The sequence below is a fragment of the Curtobacterium sp. PhB146 genome, assembly GCF_004342995.1.
Classification (GTDB): Bacteria; Actinomycetota; Actinomycetes; order Actinomycetales; family Microbacteriaceae; genus Curtobacterium.
On sequence record NZ_SMBN01000002.1, the window covers coordinates 744810 to 761024 of the forward strand.

The 16215-nt window shown below is 72.6% G+C and carries 13 protein-coding genes; 7 read left to right on the forward strand and 6 right to left on the reverse strand.

All coding sequences use genetic code 11. The features are described from left to right. The first annotated feature begins 41 nt into the window (after positions 1 to 41). Positions 42 to 1040: a stage II sporulation protein M gene (locus tag EDF33_RS11940; protein WP_132100133.1), complete on the forward strand. Its 999-nt coding sequence runs from the start codon at positions 42 to 44 to the stop codon at positions 1038 to 1040. Positions 1041 to 1053: 13 nt separating this feature from the next. Here EDF33_RS11940 and EDF33_RS11945 read toward each other — a convergent pair whose 3' ends face one another. The 5 genes from EDF33_RS11945 to EDF33_RS11965 are packed head-to-tail and all read right to left on the reverse strand — an operon-like array spanning position 1054 to position 6494. Next, positions 1054 to 2406, reverse strand: a complete 1353-nt coding sequence (locus EDF33_RS11945; RefSeq protein WP_123292241.1) for a DUF58 domain-containing protein — start codon at positions 2404 to 2406, stop codon at positions 1054 to 1056. Beyond that, a complete protein-coding gene (locus tag EDF33_RS11950; RefSeq protein WP_132100134.1) occupies positions 2406 to 3434 on the reverse strand; it encodes a MoxR family ATPase in 1029 nt (342 codons plus the stop codon). Before EDF33_RS11950 ends, EDF33_RS11945 begins: the two co-directional genes overlap by 1 nt. Then, the gene (locus EDF33_RS11955; protein WP_132100135.1) at positions 3431 to 4663 is read right to left on the reverse strand and encodes a DUF4350 domain-containing protein; all 1233 of its coding nucleotides are present in this window, start codon (positions 4661 to 4663) and stop codon (positions 3431 to 3433) included. The genes EDF33_RS11950 and EDF33_RS11955 overlap by 4 nt, the downstream gene beginning before the upstream one ends. Continuing rightward, complete coding sequence (locus EDF33_RS11960) at positions 4660 to 5301, reverse strand: DUF4129 domain-containing protein (protein WP_132100136.1); 642 nt, start codon at positions 5299 to 5301, stop codon at positions 4660 to 4662. The genes EDF33_RS11955 and EDF33_RS11960 overlap by 4 nt, the downstream gene beginning before the upstream one ends. Continuing rightward, on the reverse strand, positions 5298 to 6494 hold the full coding sequence (locus EDF33_RS11965; RefSeq protein WP_165918802.1) for a glycerophosphoryl diester phosphodiesterase membrane domain-containing protein: 1197 nt from the start codon (positions 6492 to 6494) through the stop codon (positions 5298 to 5300). Before EDF33_RS11965 ends, EDF33_RS11960 begins: the two co-directional genes overlap by 4 nt. Before the next feature lie 328 nt (positions 6495 to 6822). Between EDF33_RS11965 and mtrA the strand changes: the two genes are divergently transcribed. From mtrA to secA, 6 genes are all read left to right on the forward strand, one after another. Beyond that, complete coding sequence (gene mtrA, locus EDF33_RS11970) at positions 6823 to 7497, forward strand: MtrAB system response regulator MtrA (protein ID WP_123292246.1); 675 nt, start codon at positions 6823 to 6825, stop codon at positions 7495 to 7497. Positions 7498 to 7502: 5 nt separating this feature from the next. Then, positions 7503 to 9224 carry an MtrAB system histidine kinase MtrB gene (gene mtrB / locus EDF33_RS11975; RefSeq protein WP_243692441.1) on the forward strand — a complete coding sequence of 574 codons (1722 nt, stop codon included), beginning with the start codon at positions 7503 to 7505 and terminating at the stop codon, positions 9222 to 9224. After that, entirely contained in the window at positions 9224 to 10918 is a 1695-nt protein-coding gene (locus tag EDF33_RS11980; protein WP_123292247.1) for a GerMN domain-containing protein, read from the forward strand. Before mtrB ends, EDF33_RS11980 begins: the two co-directional genes overlap by 1 nt. Before the next feature lie 100 nt (positions 10919 to 11018). Further along, on the forward strand, positions 11019 to 11747 hold the full coding sequence (locus EDF33_RS11985) for a phosphoribosyltransferase family protein (protein WP_132100138.1): 729 nt from the start codon (positions 11019 to 11021) through the stop codon (positions 11745 to 11747). 160 nt (positions 11748 to 11907) lie between these two features. Beyond that, positions 11908 to 12609: a ribosome-associated translation inhibitor RaiA gene (gene raiA, locus EDF33_RS11990; RefSeq protein WP_123292249.1), complete on the forward strand. Its 702-nt coding sequence runs from the start codon at positions 11908 to 11910 to the stop codon at positions 12607 to 12609. 171 nt (positions 12610 to 12780) lie between these two features. Continuing rightward, entirely contained in the window at positions 12781 to 15561 is a 2781-nt protein-coding gene (gene secA / locus EDF33_RS11995) for a preprotein translocase subunit SecA (RefSeq protein ID WP_123938737.1), read from the forward strand. A gap of 151 nt (positions 15562 to 15712) precedes the next feature. On the opposite strand, the gene EDF33_RS12000 is transcribed toward secA, so the two are convergent. Continuing rightward, positions 15713 to 16153: an Rv3235 family protein gene (locus tag EDF33_RS12000; protein ID WP_123938738.1), complete on the reverse strand. Its 441-nt coding sequence runs from the start codon at positions 16151 to 16153 to the stop codon at positions 15713 to 15715. Positions 16154 to 16215: the final 62 nt, after the last annotated feature.

Sequence of the window (16215 nt, forward strand, 5' to 3'; positions counted from 1 at the left end):
GGATCATTCTGTCGGAAGTCGGCCGACACGAGGGGGAACACGTGGACCTGGACGCCTACGCCGAGGTGCACCGCGATCGGTGGCAGGAGCTCGACCGCCTCGCTCGCGCTCGGCACACCACCGGTGCCGACGTCGACCAGCTCGTCTCCGGCTACCAGGCCGCCGCGACTGATCTCGCCCGCATCCGGGGCGCCGCACCCCGCACCGCGACCGGCGACCGGCTGTCCCTCACCCTGTACCGCGCCCGCCTGCGCTTCACCGGCACTCCGGTCGACCCGCTCACCGCGGTCGCCCTGTTCTTCACCCGGCAGCTGCCCGCGGCGCTGTACCGGATCCGCTGGGTGACGATCTGGGTGGCGCTGGCCACCGTCGCGATCGGCGCGATCGTCGCCGTCTGGATCACGACCACTCCGGGGGCGACGGCGACCTTCGGCACGCCGGAGGCGCTCCGCCAGTACGCCACACAGGACTTCGTCGACTACTACTCCGACCACGGCCTGGGCGCGTTCACGGCGCAGGTGTGGACGAACAACGCCTACATCGCGGCCACCATGGTCGCGTTCGGCATCACGGGCGTCTTCGTGCCGTTCTCGATCATGCAGAACGCCGTCGGGCTCGGGGTCTCCGCGGCGATCATGCACTCGCAGGGCCGCCTGGGCGACTTCTTCCTCTACATCGCCCCGCACGGCCAGCTCGAGCTGTACTCGGTCTTCCTCGCTGGCGGCGCGGGCCTGATGATCTTCTGGTCGTGGGTCGCTCCGGGGTCGCACCGGACCCGTGCGCAGGCCCTCGCCGAGGACGGCCGAGCCCTCATCACGATCGCGGTCGGCCTGACGCTGACGCTGCTGCTGTCCGGCCTGGTCGAGGGCATCGTCACCCGTCAGGACTGGCCGTGGCCGGTCAAGATCGGCATCGGGACGATCGCCCTCGCTGCGGTCCTGGCGTACCAGTGGGTGCTCGGCGGTCGCGCGTACCGGGCCGGGGAGCGTGGCGACCTCGACGAGTTCGAGCGCGGCACCTCCGCCCTGGTCGCCGGGTAGCGTCCGTCCCGTTTCAGAGCCGGCCGGTCGCCTTCGCGCGCAGGTAGGCGTCGGCCACGAGCGGTGGGACGTCCTCCGGTGCGCCACGGACGACCTCGGCGCCGCTCCGGCGTGCGACGTCGGCGACGCCGTCGGCATCGAGCAGGGTGCGTTCGGCGGCGGCCCGCCGGTACACGTCGCGCTCCGCGCCGGTGGGGAGGCCCGGCACGCGTCCGCCCCGCGCGGTGCGGATCGTCGTCGCCGGGTCCACCCCGCCGCGTGCGGTCCGCTGCACCGCCGGGTCCTCGATGCTCGTCACCACGACGGCGTGCCGCCGGGTGAGCCGGGGCAGTACCGCCAGCAGGTCACCGGAGGCACCGACCGAGTCGAGACTCGACGCCAGCACGACGAGCGCCCGTGAGGTCGTGATCGAGTCGACGAGCGCCGGCACGGCGGACCAGTCGGTCGCGGCGAGTCCGGGTTCCGCCATCGCGAGGGCCTCGCCGAAGCGCTGGACCACGTCGGTGCGGGTCGCCCCGTGCACACGGTCGTGGACGGTGTCGTCGAGGACCGCCAGGTCGACCCGGTCGCCGGCGGCCGCGGCCAGGGCACCGAGGAGCAGTGCGGACTCGATGAAGGTGTCGAGGCGTGGTTCGTCCGCGACCCTACCGGCCCCGGCGCGTCCGGCGTCGACGACGACCACGACCCGACGGTCGCGCTCCGGGCGCCAGGTGCGGACCACGAGGTCCTGCCGTCGCGCGGTCGCTCGCCAGTCGATGGAGCGGACGTCGTCGCCCCGGACGTAGTCGCGCAGCGAGTCGAACTCCGTGCCGTGGCCGCGGAGCTGCAGGGTGGTCTCACCGTCGAGTTCGCGCAACCGGGCCAGCCGTGACGGCAGGTGCCGTCGCGAGCGGAACGGCGGCGTGACGACGAGTTCGCCCGGCGCCGTGACGACCCGCTGCCGGGCGGCGAGACCGAGCGGGCCGAACGCCCGGACCGCCACGCCGGCCGTGCGGCGTCGACCGCGGCGGAACGGGGTGAACCGCATGCGGGCGGTCCGTCGTTCGCCCGCGGGCACCGTCATCCGGACCCGGCGCGGCCGGTGTCCGGCCGAGGGCTCCCACATGTCGCGGACGATGCCCCGGAGCACCCGCCCGCCGTCGTTCGCGAGCACGAGCGTGCCGTCGGCGGTGCTGTCCCGGCGGGCCAGTCGCGGCATCCGCCGTTCGACCCGCACGCGTGCCAGGTCGGCGGCGAGCAGGACGTCGAGGGCCGCGGCGAGCAGCACGACGACGACCCACGCCAGGCCGGCCCACCCGCTGGCGAGCAGCACGGTGGGCACGACGGCGACGGCGAGCAGCGCGACGAACCGGCCGGAGACCGCCACTAGATCGGCACCCGCACCTGCTCGAGCACCTGCTGGAGCACCCCGTCGGCGCCGACGCCCTCGAGCTCGGCGTCGGCGGCGACCCGGAGCCGGTGCCGCCAGACCGGCAGGGCCATCGCCTGCACATGGTCGGGCGTGATGGCGTCGTAGCCGGTGAGCCACGCCCAGGCCTTCGCGGCGGCGAGCAGGGCCGTCGCACCGCGCGGGCTGACCCCGACCCGGACGGACGGTGCCTGACGGGTGGCGCGGGCGAGGTCGACGATGTACGCCAGCACGTCGTCACGAGCACCGACGGCCCGGACGGCGCGCTGCGCGGCGAGGACCTCGTCGACGCCGACCACGGGGGTGATGCCCGCCGACCGGACGTCCCGCGGCACGAAGCCGTCGGCGTGCCGGCGGAGGACCTGCCACTCGACGTCGCGCGGCGGGATGTCGAGCGTCAGCTTCACCAGGAAGCGGTCGAGCTGCGCCTCGGGGAGCGTGTACGTGCCCTCGAACTCGATCGGGTTCATGGTCGCGGCGACGAAGAACGGGTCGGGCAGCAGCCGGGCGTCGCCGTCCACGCTGACCTGGCGTTCCTCCATCGCTTCGAGCAGGGCTGACTGGGTCTTCGGGGGCGTGCGGTTCACCTCGTCGGCGAGCAGCACGTTCGTGAAGACGGGGCCCTCGCGGAACGGGAACGTGCCGGTGGAGGCGTCGTACACGAGCGAACCGCTCACGTCGCCGGGCATCAGGTCCGGCGTGAACTGGATCCGCTTCGTGTCGAGGGACATCGCGGCGGCCAGGCTGCGGACGAGCAGGGTCTTGGCGACGCCGGGCACGCCCTCGAGCAGCACGTGCCCCTGCGCCAGGAGTCCGACGATCATGCCGGACACCGCGCCCTCCTGCCCGACGACGGCCTTGGCGACCTCGGCCCGGACCCGCCCGAAGGCGTCGCGGAGCCCGGGGTCGTGCTGGTTCCGGTCGTGCGGGGCGCGGTCGCCCGGTGCGGGGACGTGCTGGTCGGGGGCAGCTGGCAGGTCGGTCACGGTCGTGCTCCTGGTCGGTCGTGGTCGGTGCTGGGACGGTCGCCCGAGGTGGATCGTCGGACGGCCCGTTCGAGGTCGTCGAGTGCCCTCGTGCCGTCGACGAGCGCGCGGTCGTCGGAGGTCGGACCGCCGACGAGGACGGCGCCGACGCGGTCGTGCGGGATGCTGGTGGCGCGGGCCGCTGCGCGGACGACGTCGTCGACGTGCGCGGACCGGGGGAGTCCGAGCAGCCGGCCGATCCGGCGCACCGCGGCGACGCGGAGGGTGTCCAGGGCGTGGGTGCGGTCGTGGGTGCGGGCGTACATCCGGGCCCGGCCCTCGGTGGTCTCGGCGGCGCGGACCACGACGGGCATCCGCTCGACGACGAGCGGCCCGAGACGTCGGCCCCGCCACACCGCGGCGGCGACGGCCACCAGGGCGAGCAGCGCGAGGCTGCTCGGCACCCACGGTGGTGCGAGCTCGCCGAGGGTCGGGGCGGCGTCTGGGGCGCCGACGGTCGGCGTGTACCAGGTGAGGCGGTCGTCCGAGCCGAGCAGCCCGAGGGCGAGCGCGGCGTTCCCGGCGGTCGTGATCGTGTCGTTGCGGAACGCCGAGGTGGTGCCGACGAGGGTGACGTCGCCGCCGGGCGTCGCAGTGCGGACGAGTCCCCAGGCTCGGTCGTCGCCGCTGCCGGACGGCGCGCAGCGATCCGCGTCGGGGTCGTCCACCGTGTAGCCGTACCCGGCGGTGGACACCCGCGCAGCCGACGCCGCGGCCGGGATCGCGCAGGACGCGGTGGACACGGTGTCGTCGCCCTCGGGCGCGGTGGCCGTGGTGACGTCGAGGCCGAACGACGCGAACGGCGTGGAGTCGACGCCCACCAGGACCACGTGGTCGGCGGTCCGGGCGAGGCGCTCGGCGACGCCTGGGTCGAGGACGCCGTCGGAGTCGTCGACGAACACCGTGCCACCGTCGATCCCGTCGGCACGGTCGGTCACCCGGACGGAGGTGCCACGCTGCTCCAGGACCCGGACCAGCGCCGCCGATCCGCTCGCGGTGGTCGAGGTGGGGTCGAGCGGCCGGCGGTCCGGTCCCTCGGCGCCCTGCACCACGGCGGTGAGCACGGCGAGCACGAGCCCGACGAGCACGATCGCGATCCAGAAGCCGAACCGGAACCGGCGGCCCTCTGGCTGGTCCTCCGACGGCGCACCCGTGCGCGGCGCAGCGGCGGTGGCGGTGCTGGCGGTCATGCCGGTACCACCGGCCCCGAGGACCTGGCCGGACGAGCCTGGCGCACGGCGCGCTCGGTGTCGAGGACCCGGCGAGCGGTGCCCTCGTCGGCGTCGAGCCCGAGGTAGCGGACGGCGTCGAAGGCCGTCGCCGCGTCGTCGAGCGCCGCGGCCTCGGCGGGGAACGGCGCGGCACCCCGCACCGCGATGGTGCGTGCGGTGGCCCCGGGGATGTCCGGGACCAGGTCGCGCTCGCCGAGGCCGCGGGCCGTCGCACGGAAGCCGTCGAGGACCGCGGCCGACCAGTCGCCCCGGCGGATCGCGGACTGCGCGGCGTCGAGCAGTTCTCGGGCGGAGCGCAGGTCGTCGTCGTCGAACACTCCGCCGGTGTCGTCCGCGCCGCTGCGTGCACGACGTCGGGGGAGCCCGCGGGCCACGACGACGAGCACGACGACGGCGACGAGCACCACGATCGCGATCACCAGGGCCGTGCGTGCCACGACGGGGGAGTCGAGTCCGTCGGCGCGGAGCGACCCGAGCCAGTCCAGGAACGTCCGTGACGCGCGGTCCCACCAGGTCACGTGCGCGCCGTCGTACGCGGGCCGGTCGAGTTCGCGTTCGAGCAGACGGCGGGCCTCGTCGGGGTCGACCGCGGTCATGCGGTCCCGTCCGGCGGGCGGTGCTGCCCCTGCTGCGGCGGGTGTTGCGGCCACGGTTGCTGCTGTCCGGGCCAGGGCTGCTGCGCCTGCTGCTGTCCGGGCCACGCCTGCGGGGGCTGCCCGGCCCACGGCTGCTGCGCCCACGGCTGCTGCTGCCCGGCCCACTGCTGCGGCGGCCACGGCGGTCGGGCGACCGGTGCGGACGGTGCGAACGGGTCGGCCGGCTGCCCGGTGTCGAGGTGCGAGGCGATGCGCTGGTCGAGGGCCTCGGTCCGGATCCGCCGGTCGATGGTCAGGAAGGTGACGACCGCCGCGCTCAGCACGTCGGTGACGCACTGCACCGCGATCGCGAGCAGGCTGCCGATGACGATCAGGACGAGGGCGCCCGCACCGATGCCCGAGGACGCGTCGGTCTGCCCGAGCGGGTCGAACACGCCGCCGACGAGCACGGCCCCGATGGTGAGCGGCGCCGTGGCGATCGAGGCCGCGACGCCGAACATCACCTGCACGAGCAGCAGGATGCCGAAGGTCCGCCAGAACGCACCGCGGGTGAGCCGCCACGACTGCGCGGCGGCGGCGAAGACCGGTCGGCCCTCGAGCGCGATGGTCGGCACCGTGAAGGCGAAGCGGATGCCGAGCCACGTCAGCACGACACCGAAGCCCAGGACCATCACGAAGACCGCCAGGACGAACCACCCGGCGCCGGCGTCCCCGGCACCGAGCGCCGCGAAGAACCCGAAGAACACCACCGCGACGATGATCCCGACGACGAGCCCCGCGCCGATCTGCACGAACATCCACCCGACGACCGGCCACCGCCGCCCGGCGAGCAACGCCCACAGGCCCCGGAAGGTCGCGCGACGGCCGAGCACCCGCTGGCCGGTGTCCGCGGCGACCGGTGCGACCAGGAAGCCGCGCCCGAGGTACGCCAGGAACGGCAGGCCGATCGTCAGCAGGATCCACAGCGTCACCGAGCCCGCGACGATCGTGTCGCCGCCACCGCTGCCGTCGAACGCCGTCATCATCCGCGACTGCAGCGCCTGCTGGCCGAACGTGCTGACGAGGGTGGAGAGCAACCCGAGCACGCCGCTGAGCAGCACGCTCCAGAGCAGCAGGACGCGGGCGTTGCGGCGGAAGACCGTGAAGGCGCCGCCGAGCACGTCACCGAACCCGAGCGGGCGCAGGGGGATCACCGGACGCGAGCCGGACGGCGGACGACCGCCGGGGGGTCGACCCGGCCCCGGGGCGGGCGGCGGCGGTGCGGAGAAGCGGGGCGGGCCTCCCGGCTGTCCCTGCCACGCGCCCTGCTGCCCGGCACCCTGCTGCCCGGCCCCCTGCTGACCACCGCCAGGCGTCTGCCAATCGGACATGACCTCGGCCCCCTTCGTCGTGTCGGTCCGCGCTGCGACGCGCGGTCCACCTCCATCCTGGCGGAAAACGCCGCGTGACGGGGCCTCGGCTATCGTGTGGGGACACGTGCCGACCCGGCACCACCCGCACGCCACACGGAGTCCACATCACATGACACCGCGCATCCTCGTCGTCGACGACGACCAGGCCCTCGCCGAGATGATCGGCATCGTCCTCCGCTCGGAGGGCTACGAACCCGAGTTCAGCGCCGACGGCAACGACGCCGTCGACGCGTTCCACAGCACGAAGCCGGACCTCGTCCTGCTCGACGTGATGCTCCCGGGCATCGACGGCATCGAGGTCTGCAAGCGCATCCGTGCCGAGAGTGGCACGCCGATCATCATGCTCACCGCCAAGAGCGACACCGCCGACGTCGTCCTCGGCCTCGAGAACGGGGCCGACGACTACGTCGTCAAGCCGTTCAACCCGAAGGAGCTCGTCGCCCGCATCCGCACGCGGCTGCGGCCGAGCGCCACCGACGCCACGGTGCTGCACGTCGGCGACGTGACGGTCGACGTCGCCGGGCACGAGGTCCGCCGCGGTGACACCGTCATCGCGCTCACCCCGCTCGAGTTCGACCTGCTCCGCGCGCTCGCCGAGAAGCCGAACCAGGTCTTCACCCGCGAGATGCTGCTCGAGCAGGTCTGGGGCTACCACTACAAGGCCGACACCCGCCTGGTGAACGTGCACGTCCAGCGCCTGCGCGCGAAGATCGAGCACGACCCGGACAACCCGAAGACCGTCACCACGGTCCGCGGCGTCGGGTACCGGGCCGGAGGAGCCTGACCACCGTGCCGCCCGCCCCGCCCGCCGGCACCGCTCCCGGCACGGCAGCCGGTGCCGCCCCCGGCACGGCCACCGTGTCGATCGGGGTGGTCGGCCGTGGCCGACGACGGATGCGCCGCTGGGTCCGCCGTGGCTGGCGGCCCGTCGCGTACGTGTGGCGTCGGTCCCTGATGTTCCGCTCGGTCGCCATCACCGTGATGACGACCGGACTGGCGGTCGGGATCATCGGCACCGCCGTCATGGTGAGCATCTCGACGAACGTCTACTCGCAGCGCCGCGACCAGATCGAGTCCGAGTCGGCCCGCGCGACCATCGTCGCGCAGGGGATCTTCGACGCCGCCACCGCGGCCGAGGACAACAACCAGTCCGAGCTCGAGACGCTGCAGAACGAGGCGCAGCAGGCGATCCTGTCGAACACGACGAGCCCCGGCGGCACGAGCATCGCGATCGAACGGAGCCCCGACCAGTCCACCCCGCAGACGCTGCAGACCATCGCGAGCCAGGACTTCCCGGACGCCGTCATCACGGACGCCCTGCGCAAGGAGGTCGGCGCGAACACCGGCAAGCTCAGCCTGCAGCCGGTGCAGCTCGACGACGACGGCCGACGCGTGCCCGGGCTGGCCGTCGGCTCCACGCTGCAGATCCCGAGCGCCGGCCAGTACGAGCTGTACCTGGTCTACGACCTGTCCGATGCCCAGCAGACCCTCGACTTCGTGTCGCAGACGCTCTCGATCGGCGGCGTCGCGCTCATGGTGCTCATCGCCCTGGTGACCTCGCTCGTCGTCCGGCTGGTCGTGGTCCCGATCCGCGAGGCAGCGGAGACGAGCCGCAAGATCGCGGCCGGACGCCTCGACGAACGCATCCCGGTGCGCGGCCAGGACGACCTGGCGACCCTCGCGCGGAGCTTCAACGGCATGGCCGAGGCCGTCAGTCGGCAGATCACCCAGCTCGCCGAGCTCTCCCGCGTGCAGCAGCGCTTCGTGTCGGACGTGTCCCACGAGCTGCGCACGCCGCTCACCACCATCCGGCTCGCCGGCGACATGCTCTTCGACTCGCGGCACGCGTTCGAGCCGTCGGTCGGGCGCTCGGCCGAGCTCCTGCACGCCCAGGTGGAGCGGTTCGAGCTGCTGCTCGCCGACCTGCTCGAGATCTCCCGCTACGACGCGCAGGCCGTGCAGCTCGACACCGAGCCGTCGGTGCCGGCGGCGCTCGCCGCGGACATCGTCGAGGAGTTCCGCCCCCTTGCCGAACGCGCCGGCATCGACCTGCAGCTCGCCACCCCCGGCGGCCACACCACGATGCGGCTCGACGCCAAGCGCGTCCGCCGCATCCTGCGCAACCTGGTCGGCAACGCGATCGAGCACGGTGACGCCAAGCCCGTCCAGGTCGTCGTCGACAGCGACGCCCGCACGGTCGCCATCGCGGTGCGCGACCAGGGCGTCGGCATGCCGCCGGAGGACGCAGCACGGGTGTTCGACCGGTTCTGGCGCGCCGACCCGAGCCGCAAGCGCACCATCGGCGGCACCGGCCTGGGTCTCGCGATCAGCCTGGGCGACGCGAAGTTGCACGGCGGTCGGATCGACGTGTGGTCGCGCCCCGGTCAGGGATCGACCTTCGTGCTGACGCTGCCCCGCAACGAGCAGGTCACCGCCGCGACGTCGGCGATCCCGCTGCCCGAGCTCGACGAGTCGTACGACGGCCCCCGCGCCGTGCGAGAGGAGTCCTGATGCGCCCCCGTCTCCGCCCCCGCTTCCGGCACGTCGTCGCCGCGGCGCTGGCGGCCGTCAGCGTGCTGGCGCTCACCGCCTGCGCCGCCATCCCCGTCGACGGCGCCGTCCGCACCGGGCAGACGATCAAGGACGAGTCGCTGTCCGGCGTCGACTTCCGGCCGGACAAGCCGATCACCGGCTCCGACCAGACGGCGATCCTGCGCGGGTTCATCGCGGCGGCCACCGGTGCACAGGACAACTACGCCATCGCCCGGCAGTTCCTCGCCTCGGACTTCTCGCAGCAGTGGAACCCGCGGCAGGGCGTCACGATCCGCGACGGCAGCGGCACCGTCGAGCGCGCCGACGACCGCGAACTGACGTACACGCTCACCGCGAGCGCGACGGTGGACTCCGAGGGGGAGTACACCCAGGCGGTCCGCCCGACCTCGTCCACGCTGACGTTCCAGTTCACCCGCGAGGACGGCGAGTGGCGCATCGCCTACGCCCCGGACGGCATCATCCTGTCCCCGGTGAGCTTCGACTCCGTCTTCCAGCAGCACGCCCTGTACTTCTACGACCCGACGTTCCGGTTCCTCGTGCCCGACGAGCGCTGGTTCCTCGCCCGCTCGTCCACCAGCACCCGCATCGCCAGCGCCCTGATGGCCGGTCCCGCCGACTGGTTGAAGGGCGCCGTGGTCTCGTCGTTCCCCGAGGGCACCCAGCTCTCCCTGAACGCGGTCACCATCGACAGCGGCACGGCACTCGTCGACCTGTCCAGCGACGCCCTGCGGGCCAGCACCGTCGACCGCGTCCGGATGCGCGAGCAGCTGAGCAAGTCGCTCGCCTCGGTCGCCACGATCTCGTCGGTGTCGATGACCATCGAGGGCGCGAGCCTGTCCGTCCCGGACTCGAGCGGGGCGAACGCGCAGCAGAACCCGGACGTCGACCCCCGCCCCCTCGTCGACGAGGACGGTGTGGTCGGCTACGCGGCCACGGGCACCGGCAAGGTCTCGAAGCTCGGCGGCGGCGTCGGCGACACCGTGGCCGGCCTCGACCCGACCTCGATCTCGCTGTCCGCCTCCGGCACCACGGCCGCCGTCGGCAACCGCGACGGTGCCGTCGTCGTCCGCGGCGACGACCACCTGCGCGTCGACGCCCGCGAGGACCTCGTCGCCCCCGCGATCGACGACCTCGGGTTCGTGTGGGTCGGCCAGTCGTCGGACACCCGCCGGATCACCGCCTACGGCCTCGGCGGCGACCCGCACCAGGTCGCGACGTCGTTGCCGCGCGGCGACCTCGTGTCGTTCCAGGTCTCCCGCGACTCGACCCGGGCACTCGCCCTGATCCAGACCGCCGACGGCCCCGGCCTGTACGTGATGGCGATCATCCGCGGGTCCGACCGGTCCCCGACGTCGTTCGGCGCAGCCGTCCGGGTGCAGGCAGCCACCGGCGACGCGGTCGGGGCGACGTGGGTGAACGACACCGACGTGGCCTCGGTCGGGCAGACCACGGCCGGGCCGAACGTCGTCCGGACCACCATCGGCGGGCAGTCGAGCACCCTGCCGAAGCCGGACGGTCGTGCGACCTCGATCAGCGGCGGGAGCGGTGGTGCTCTGCTGCTCCGGATGTCGAGCGGGTCGGTGCTGCAGTCGACCGGCGGCGGTTGGGACACCACCGGCGTGACCGCCGACGTGCTCGGCGTCCAGCGCTGACGTCGCGGTCACCCCTCCACACCCACCCCGGCCAGGAGGCCCGTCCACCGTCCGCACGGTCGGCCCACTACCGCCGTCCGGTCGCCACCACACTCGTCGCATGCGCACCGAGGACCCGCCCACCGAGGACCGGTCCACGGCGGGCCCGCTCACCGGGGACCGGTCCACCGCGGACCCGCTCACCCCGTGGCGCGACGCGGCGCTCGCGGTGCTCGGCCTGTTCCTGCCGGTGGACTGCCTGGGCTGCGGACGCCCCGACCGTGCGCTCTGCCGGGCCTGCCGCGCCGCCCTGGCCGCGCGCCCGCGCCGGGTCCGACTCGTCGCGGGCGTGCGGCTCGACGCCGCCTTCGAGTACGAGGGACTCGTCCGGACCCTGCTGCTCGAGCTAAAGCTCCGCGGTCGGGTGGACGTCGCACGACCGCTCGGCGCTCGCTTCGGCTCGCTCGTGCGTGCCGCGCTCGCCGAGGCACCCGTCGGCACCGTCGTGCTGCGGGTCCCGCCGTCGCGGGCGGGGGCACGGCGTCGGGGGTTCGACCCCGTGGTGCTGCTGCTCGCCCGCGGCGGCGTCCGTGGCACCGGGCGGCTCCGACGGGTGCGGGTCCGGGGTGGACCGGCGAGCGGGGGGCCGGGCCAGAAGGAACGGACGGCGATCGAGCGGGTCGCCGCGACCGTCGGGACGCTGCGGGCGTGCGGGGTCGACGGGCGGGACGTGGTGCTCGTGGACGACGTCGTGACGACCGGCGTCACGATGGCCGAGGGGGTGCGGGCGGTCCGCGCCGCGGGCGGCCGGGTCGTCCGGTGCGTGGCCGTCGCGAGCGTCGAGGACTGACGGCTCGGTGAACACCGGGTGACCGCTGTGCGTCCGGTGGGTGTCCGGCAGACTCGCCGACGCACCGTGACGCGGGACCTGCGGCGGGTCTAGCCTCGCGGCAAGGCGTTCGGGTTCGCCGGATGGAGGCGACGCGCCGAAGCTCGATGGGAGCCGCGACATGGACGTGACGATCACAGGCCGGAACGTCGGGGTCACCGACCGATTCCGCACCTACGTCGAACAGAAGTCCGAGAAGATCGACGTGCTCGCTGACCGTGCGCTCGCCTTCGAGGTGCGCATCAGCCGCCACCACGAGAAGTCGGGCGGCAGCCAGGGCGAGGACCGCATCGAGCTGACGCTCATCGGTCCCGGGCCCCTCGTGCGGGCGGAGTCCGCGGCGTCCGACAAGTACGCCGCCTTCGACCTCGCCTTCGCCCGCATCATGGAACGGCTGCGTCGTGCTCGTGACCGGCGCAAGGTGCACCGCGGTCGTCACCGCCCGACCTCGGTGGCCGAGGCCGCAGGCAGTGGCTTCGACGGCATGGGGGTGGTCCCCGCTGACGGCCGCCTCATCGAGGACGTCGCCACCGGCGCGGTCACGGTCGTCGACGCCGACGCACCGGAGGACGAGGACGACGAGGTCTACAGCCCCGTGGTCATCCGGCACAAGGTCTTCGAGGCCGCCCCGATGACCGTCGACGACGCCCTGTACTTCATGGAGCTCGTCGGACACGACTTCTACCTGTTCGTGGACGCCGAGACCCACCGCCCGAGCGTCGTCTACCGACGCAAGGGCTGGGACTACGGCGTGATCGGCATCGACGACCAGACCGGTGCCGCGGCATCGGTGGACGCCGAGCCGGCCGCCGCGCTCGCCTGACGCGATCGCTGCGGACACCGTCCGACCCGTGTGTGCGCGGTCCGTTCGCGGGCCGCGCACACCGCTGCCCCCACACCGACGCCCCTCACAGCGCACGGCACCGGGGGGTTGCTAGCATGACTGGTCGATCGGGCGCGCAGGTCGCGCACGACGACCCCGTAAGGAGCTCACGTGGCAAACGTGCTGGAGAAGGTCCTCCGCATCGGCGAAGGACGCACCGTCCGCCGGCTGAAGGCGTACGCCTCGGCGATCAACGACCTCGAGGACGACTTCTCGAGCCTCACCGACGAGGAACTCCAGGACGAGACGAAGGAGCTGCGCGAGCGGTACGCCAACGGCGAGACCCTCGACGACCTGCTCCCCGAGGCGTTCGCCGCCGTGCGGGAAGCAGCGAAGCGCACCCTCGGCATGCGGCACTTCGACGTGCAGCTCATGGGCGGGGCGGCCCTGCACCTCGGCAACATCGCCGAGATGAAGACCGGTGAGGGCAAGACCCTCGTCGCGACGACGGCGGCGTACCTCAACGCGATCCCGTCGCGTGGCGTGCACGTCATCACGGTCAACGACTACCTGGCGTCGTACCAGTCCGAGATCATGGGTCGCGTCTTCCGCGCCCTCGGCATGACGACCGGCTGCATCATCGCCAACCAGACGCCGGCCGAGCGCCGCGAGCAGTACGCGGCGGACATCACCTACGGCACGAACAACGAGTTCGGCTTCGACTACCTGCGCGACAACATGGCGTGGCAGGCCTCCGACATGGTGCAGCGCGGCCACTTCTTCGCCGTCGTCGACGAGGTCGACTCGATCCTCATCGACGAGGCCCGCACGCCGCTCATCATCTCCGGCCCGTCCTCGGGCGAGGCCAACCGGTGGTTCACGGAGTTCGCCTCGATCGCCAAGCGCCTCACGCCGGGCGAGGACTACGAGGTCGACGAGAAGAAGCGCACCGTCGGCGTGCTCGAGCCCGGCATCGAGAAGGTCGAGGACTACCTCGGCATCGACAACCTGTACGAGTCGGCGAACACCCCGCTCATCTCGTTCCTCAACAACTCCATCAAGGCCGTCGCCCTGTTCAAGCGCGACAAGGACTACGTCGTGATGAACGGCGAGGTGCTCATCGTCGACGAGCACACCGGCCGCATCCTGATGGGCCGTCGCTACAACGAGGGCATCCACCAGGCGATCGAGGCGAAGGAGAACGTCGAGGTCAAGGCGGAGAACCAGACCCTCGCCACGGTCACGCTGCAGAACTACTTCCGGCTGTACCAGAAGCTCTCCGGCATGACCGGTACCGCCGAGACCGAAGCGGCCGAGTTCATGTCGACCTACAAGCTCGGCGTGGTCCCGATCCCGACGAACAAGCCGATGCAGCGCATCGACCAGACCGACCTGGTCTACAAGAACGAGAAGTCCAAGTTCGAGCAGGTCGCCGAGGACATCGCCGAGCGCCACGAGCAGGGCCAGCCCGTCCTCGTCGGCACCACGAGCGTCGAGAAGTCCGAGTACCTGTCGAAGCTCCTCGCCAAGAAGGGCGTGAAGCACGAGGTCCTCAACGCGAAGAACCACGCGCGTGAAGCCGCGATCGTCGCCCAGGCCGGTCGCCTCGGCGCCGTCACCGTCGCGACGAACATGGCCGGCCGAGGCACCGACATCATGCTCGGCGGCAACTCCGAGTTCCTGGCGGTGCAGGAGATGCACGCCAAGGGCCTGTCGCCGACCGAGACCCCCGACGAGTACGAAGCCGAGTGGGACGAGGTCTTCGCCCGCGTCAAGGCCGAGGTCGAGGTCGAGGGCGACAAGGTCCGCGAGGCCGGTGGGCTCTACGTCCTCGGCACCGAGCGCCACGAGTCGCGCCGCATCGACAACCAGCTGCGCGGTCGTTCCGGTCGTCAGGGTGACCCGGGCGAGAGCCGCTTCTACCTGTCGCTCACCGACGACCTCATGCGCCTGTTCAACTCCGGTGCCGCCGAGAGCCTCATGGGCCGCTCGAACGTGCCGGACGACCTGGCGATCGAGAACAAGCTCGTCGGCCGCGCGATCCGTTCCGCCCAGGCGCAGGTCGAGGGCCGGAACGCCGAGATCCGCAAGAACGTCCTGAAGTACGACGACGTCCTGAACCGGCAGCGCGAGGCGATCTACAGCGACCGCCGCCACATCCTCGAGGGCGACGACCTGCACGACCGCGCGCAGTCGTTCCTCAAGGCCGTCATCGACGACGTGATCGACACCCACACCGGCGAGGGCTCGCCGGACGACTGGGACCTCGACGCCATGTGGACCGAGCTCGGCACGCTCTACCCGATCTCGATCTCGATCGACGAGGTCATCACCGAGGCCGGCTCGAAGGGCAAGGCATCGCGTGACTTCCTCGGCCGCGAGATCCTCTCCGACGCCAAGCTGGCGTACTCCACGCGTGAGGAGCTCCTCGGCGACGAGGCGATGCGCGAGCTCGAGCGTCGTGTCGTCCTGTCGGTGATCGACCGCCGCTGGCGCGACCACCTGTACGAGATGGACTACCTCAAGGACGGCATCGGCCTCCGCGCGATGGCGCAGCGTGACCCGCTCGTCGAGTACCAGCGCGAGGGCTACGCGCTGTTCCAGACGATGATGGGCCAGATCCGCGAAGAGTCGGTCGGCTACCTGTTCAACCTCGAGGTCCAGGTGCAGTCCGACGGCGAGAACGCCGTCATCGAGGCCAAGGGTCTCGGCGAGGACGAGGTCTCCGGCCTCGAGTACTCGGCACCGTCGATCGACGGCGAGGTCGAGGTGCGCGACGAGAAGGGCCGCCTCGAGCAGGCCGCCACGGCGCGTGCGCAGCAGGCCCAGGCCGAGGCCGAGGCAGCTGCCGAGCCCGAGCAGGGCTCCGCGTTCGGCAACGCGGCCACGGCCTCCGGCCAGGCTGCCGCGGCCGGCAACCGTGCCGAGCGTCGTCAGGCGTCGAAGAAGTAGTCCGCGTGCGCGCGAGCGCATCGTGAGCAGCAATGGTCGGGTCCCGCGTCGGGACCCGACCATTGCTGCTCACCAAGCGCACCACGCGCACCGACGACGGACGGGAGGCCCGTGGCGGCACCGCCACGGGCCTCCCGTCCGCGTCAGGCACCTACAGGACGCCGATCGCGGTCGCCCGCCACCTGCCGTCCCGCGTCTCCAACCGCATCGCCACGGCGCGTGCATGACTGCGCGTGTGCACGACGACGGTCGCCTCGGCGACGCCGTCCGCCGGTCGGCAGACGAGCACGCTGCCGACCCGCAGCACCGCTCGGCTCCGCGACCGTCGGCGCACCGAGCGGGCGTGCGCGGCCACGGCTGCACGTTGCTGCAGGTGTCGGTGCACGTCGTCGGTGATCCAGCGGGCGATGCTGTCGACCTCGCGGGCCCCGGTCAGGACCTCGGCGACGCACAGTCCCAGGGCGCGTGCGGTGTCCGCCGGGTCCGGAGGGCCGCTCGCCGGTTCCTCGACCGGTTGCGGTTCGACGATCGTCAGTGGCGGCGAGTGTGCCGTCGTCGTCGTGTGGTCGATCCGGCGTGCCTGCTCCGCCACCCCTGCCCCTTCCGTTGCTGGAGCGAGCGTATGGGGCGTGCAACATGAGAAATACAAAGCTG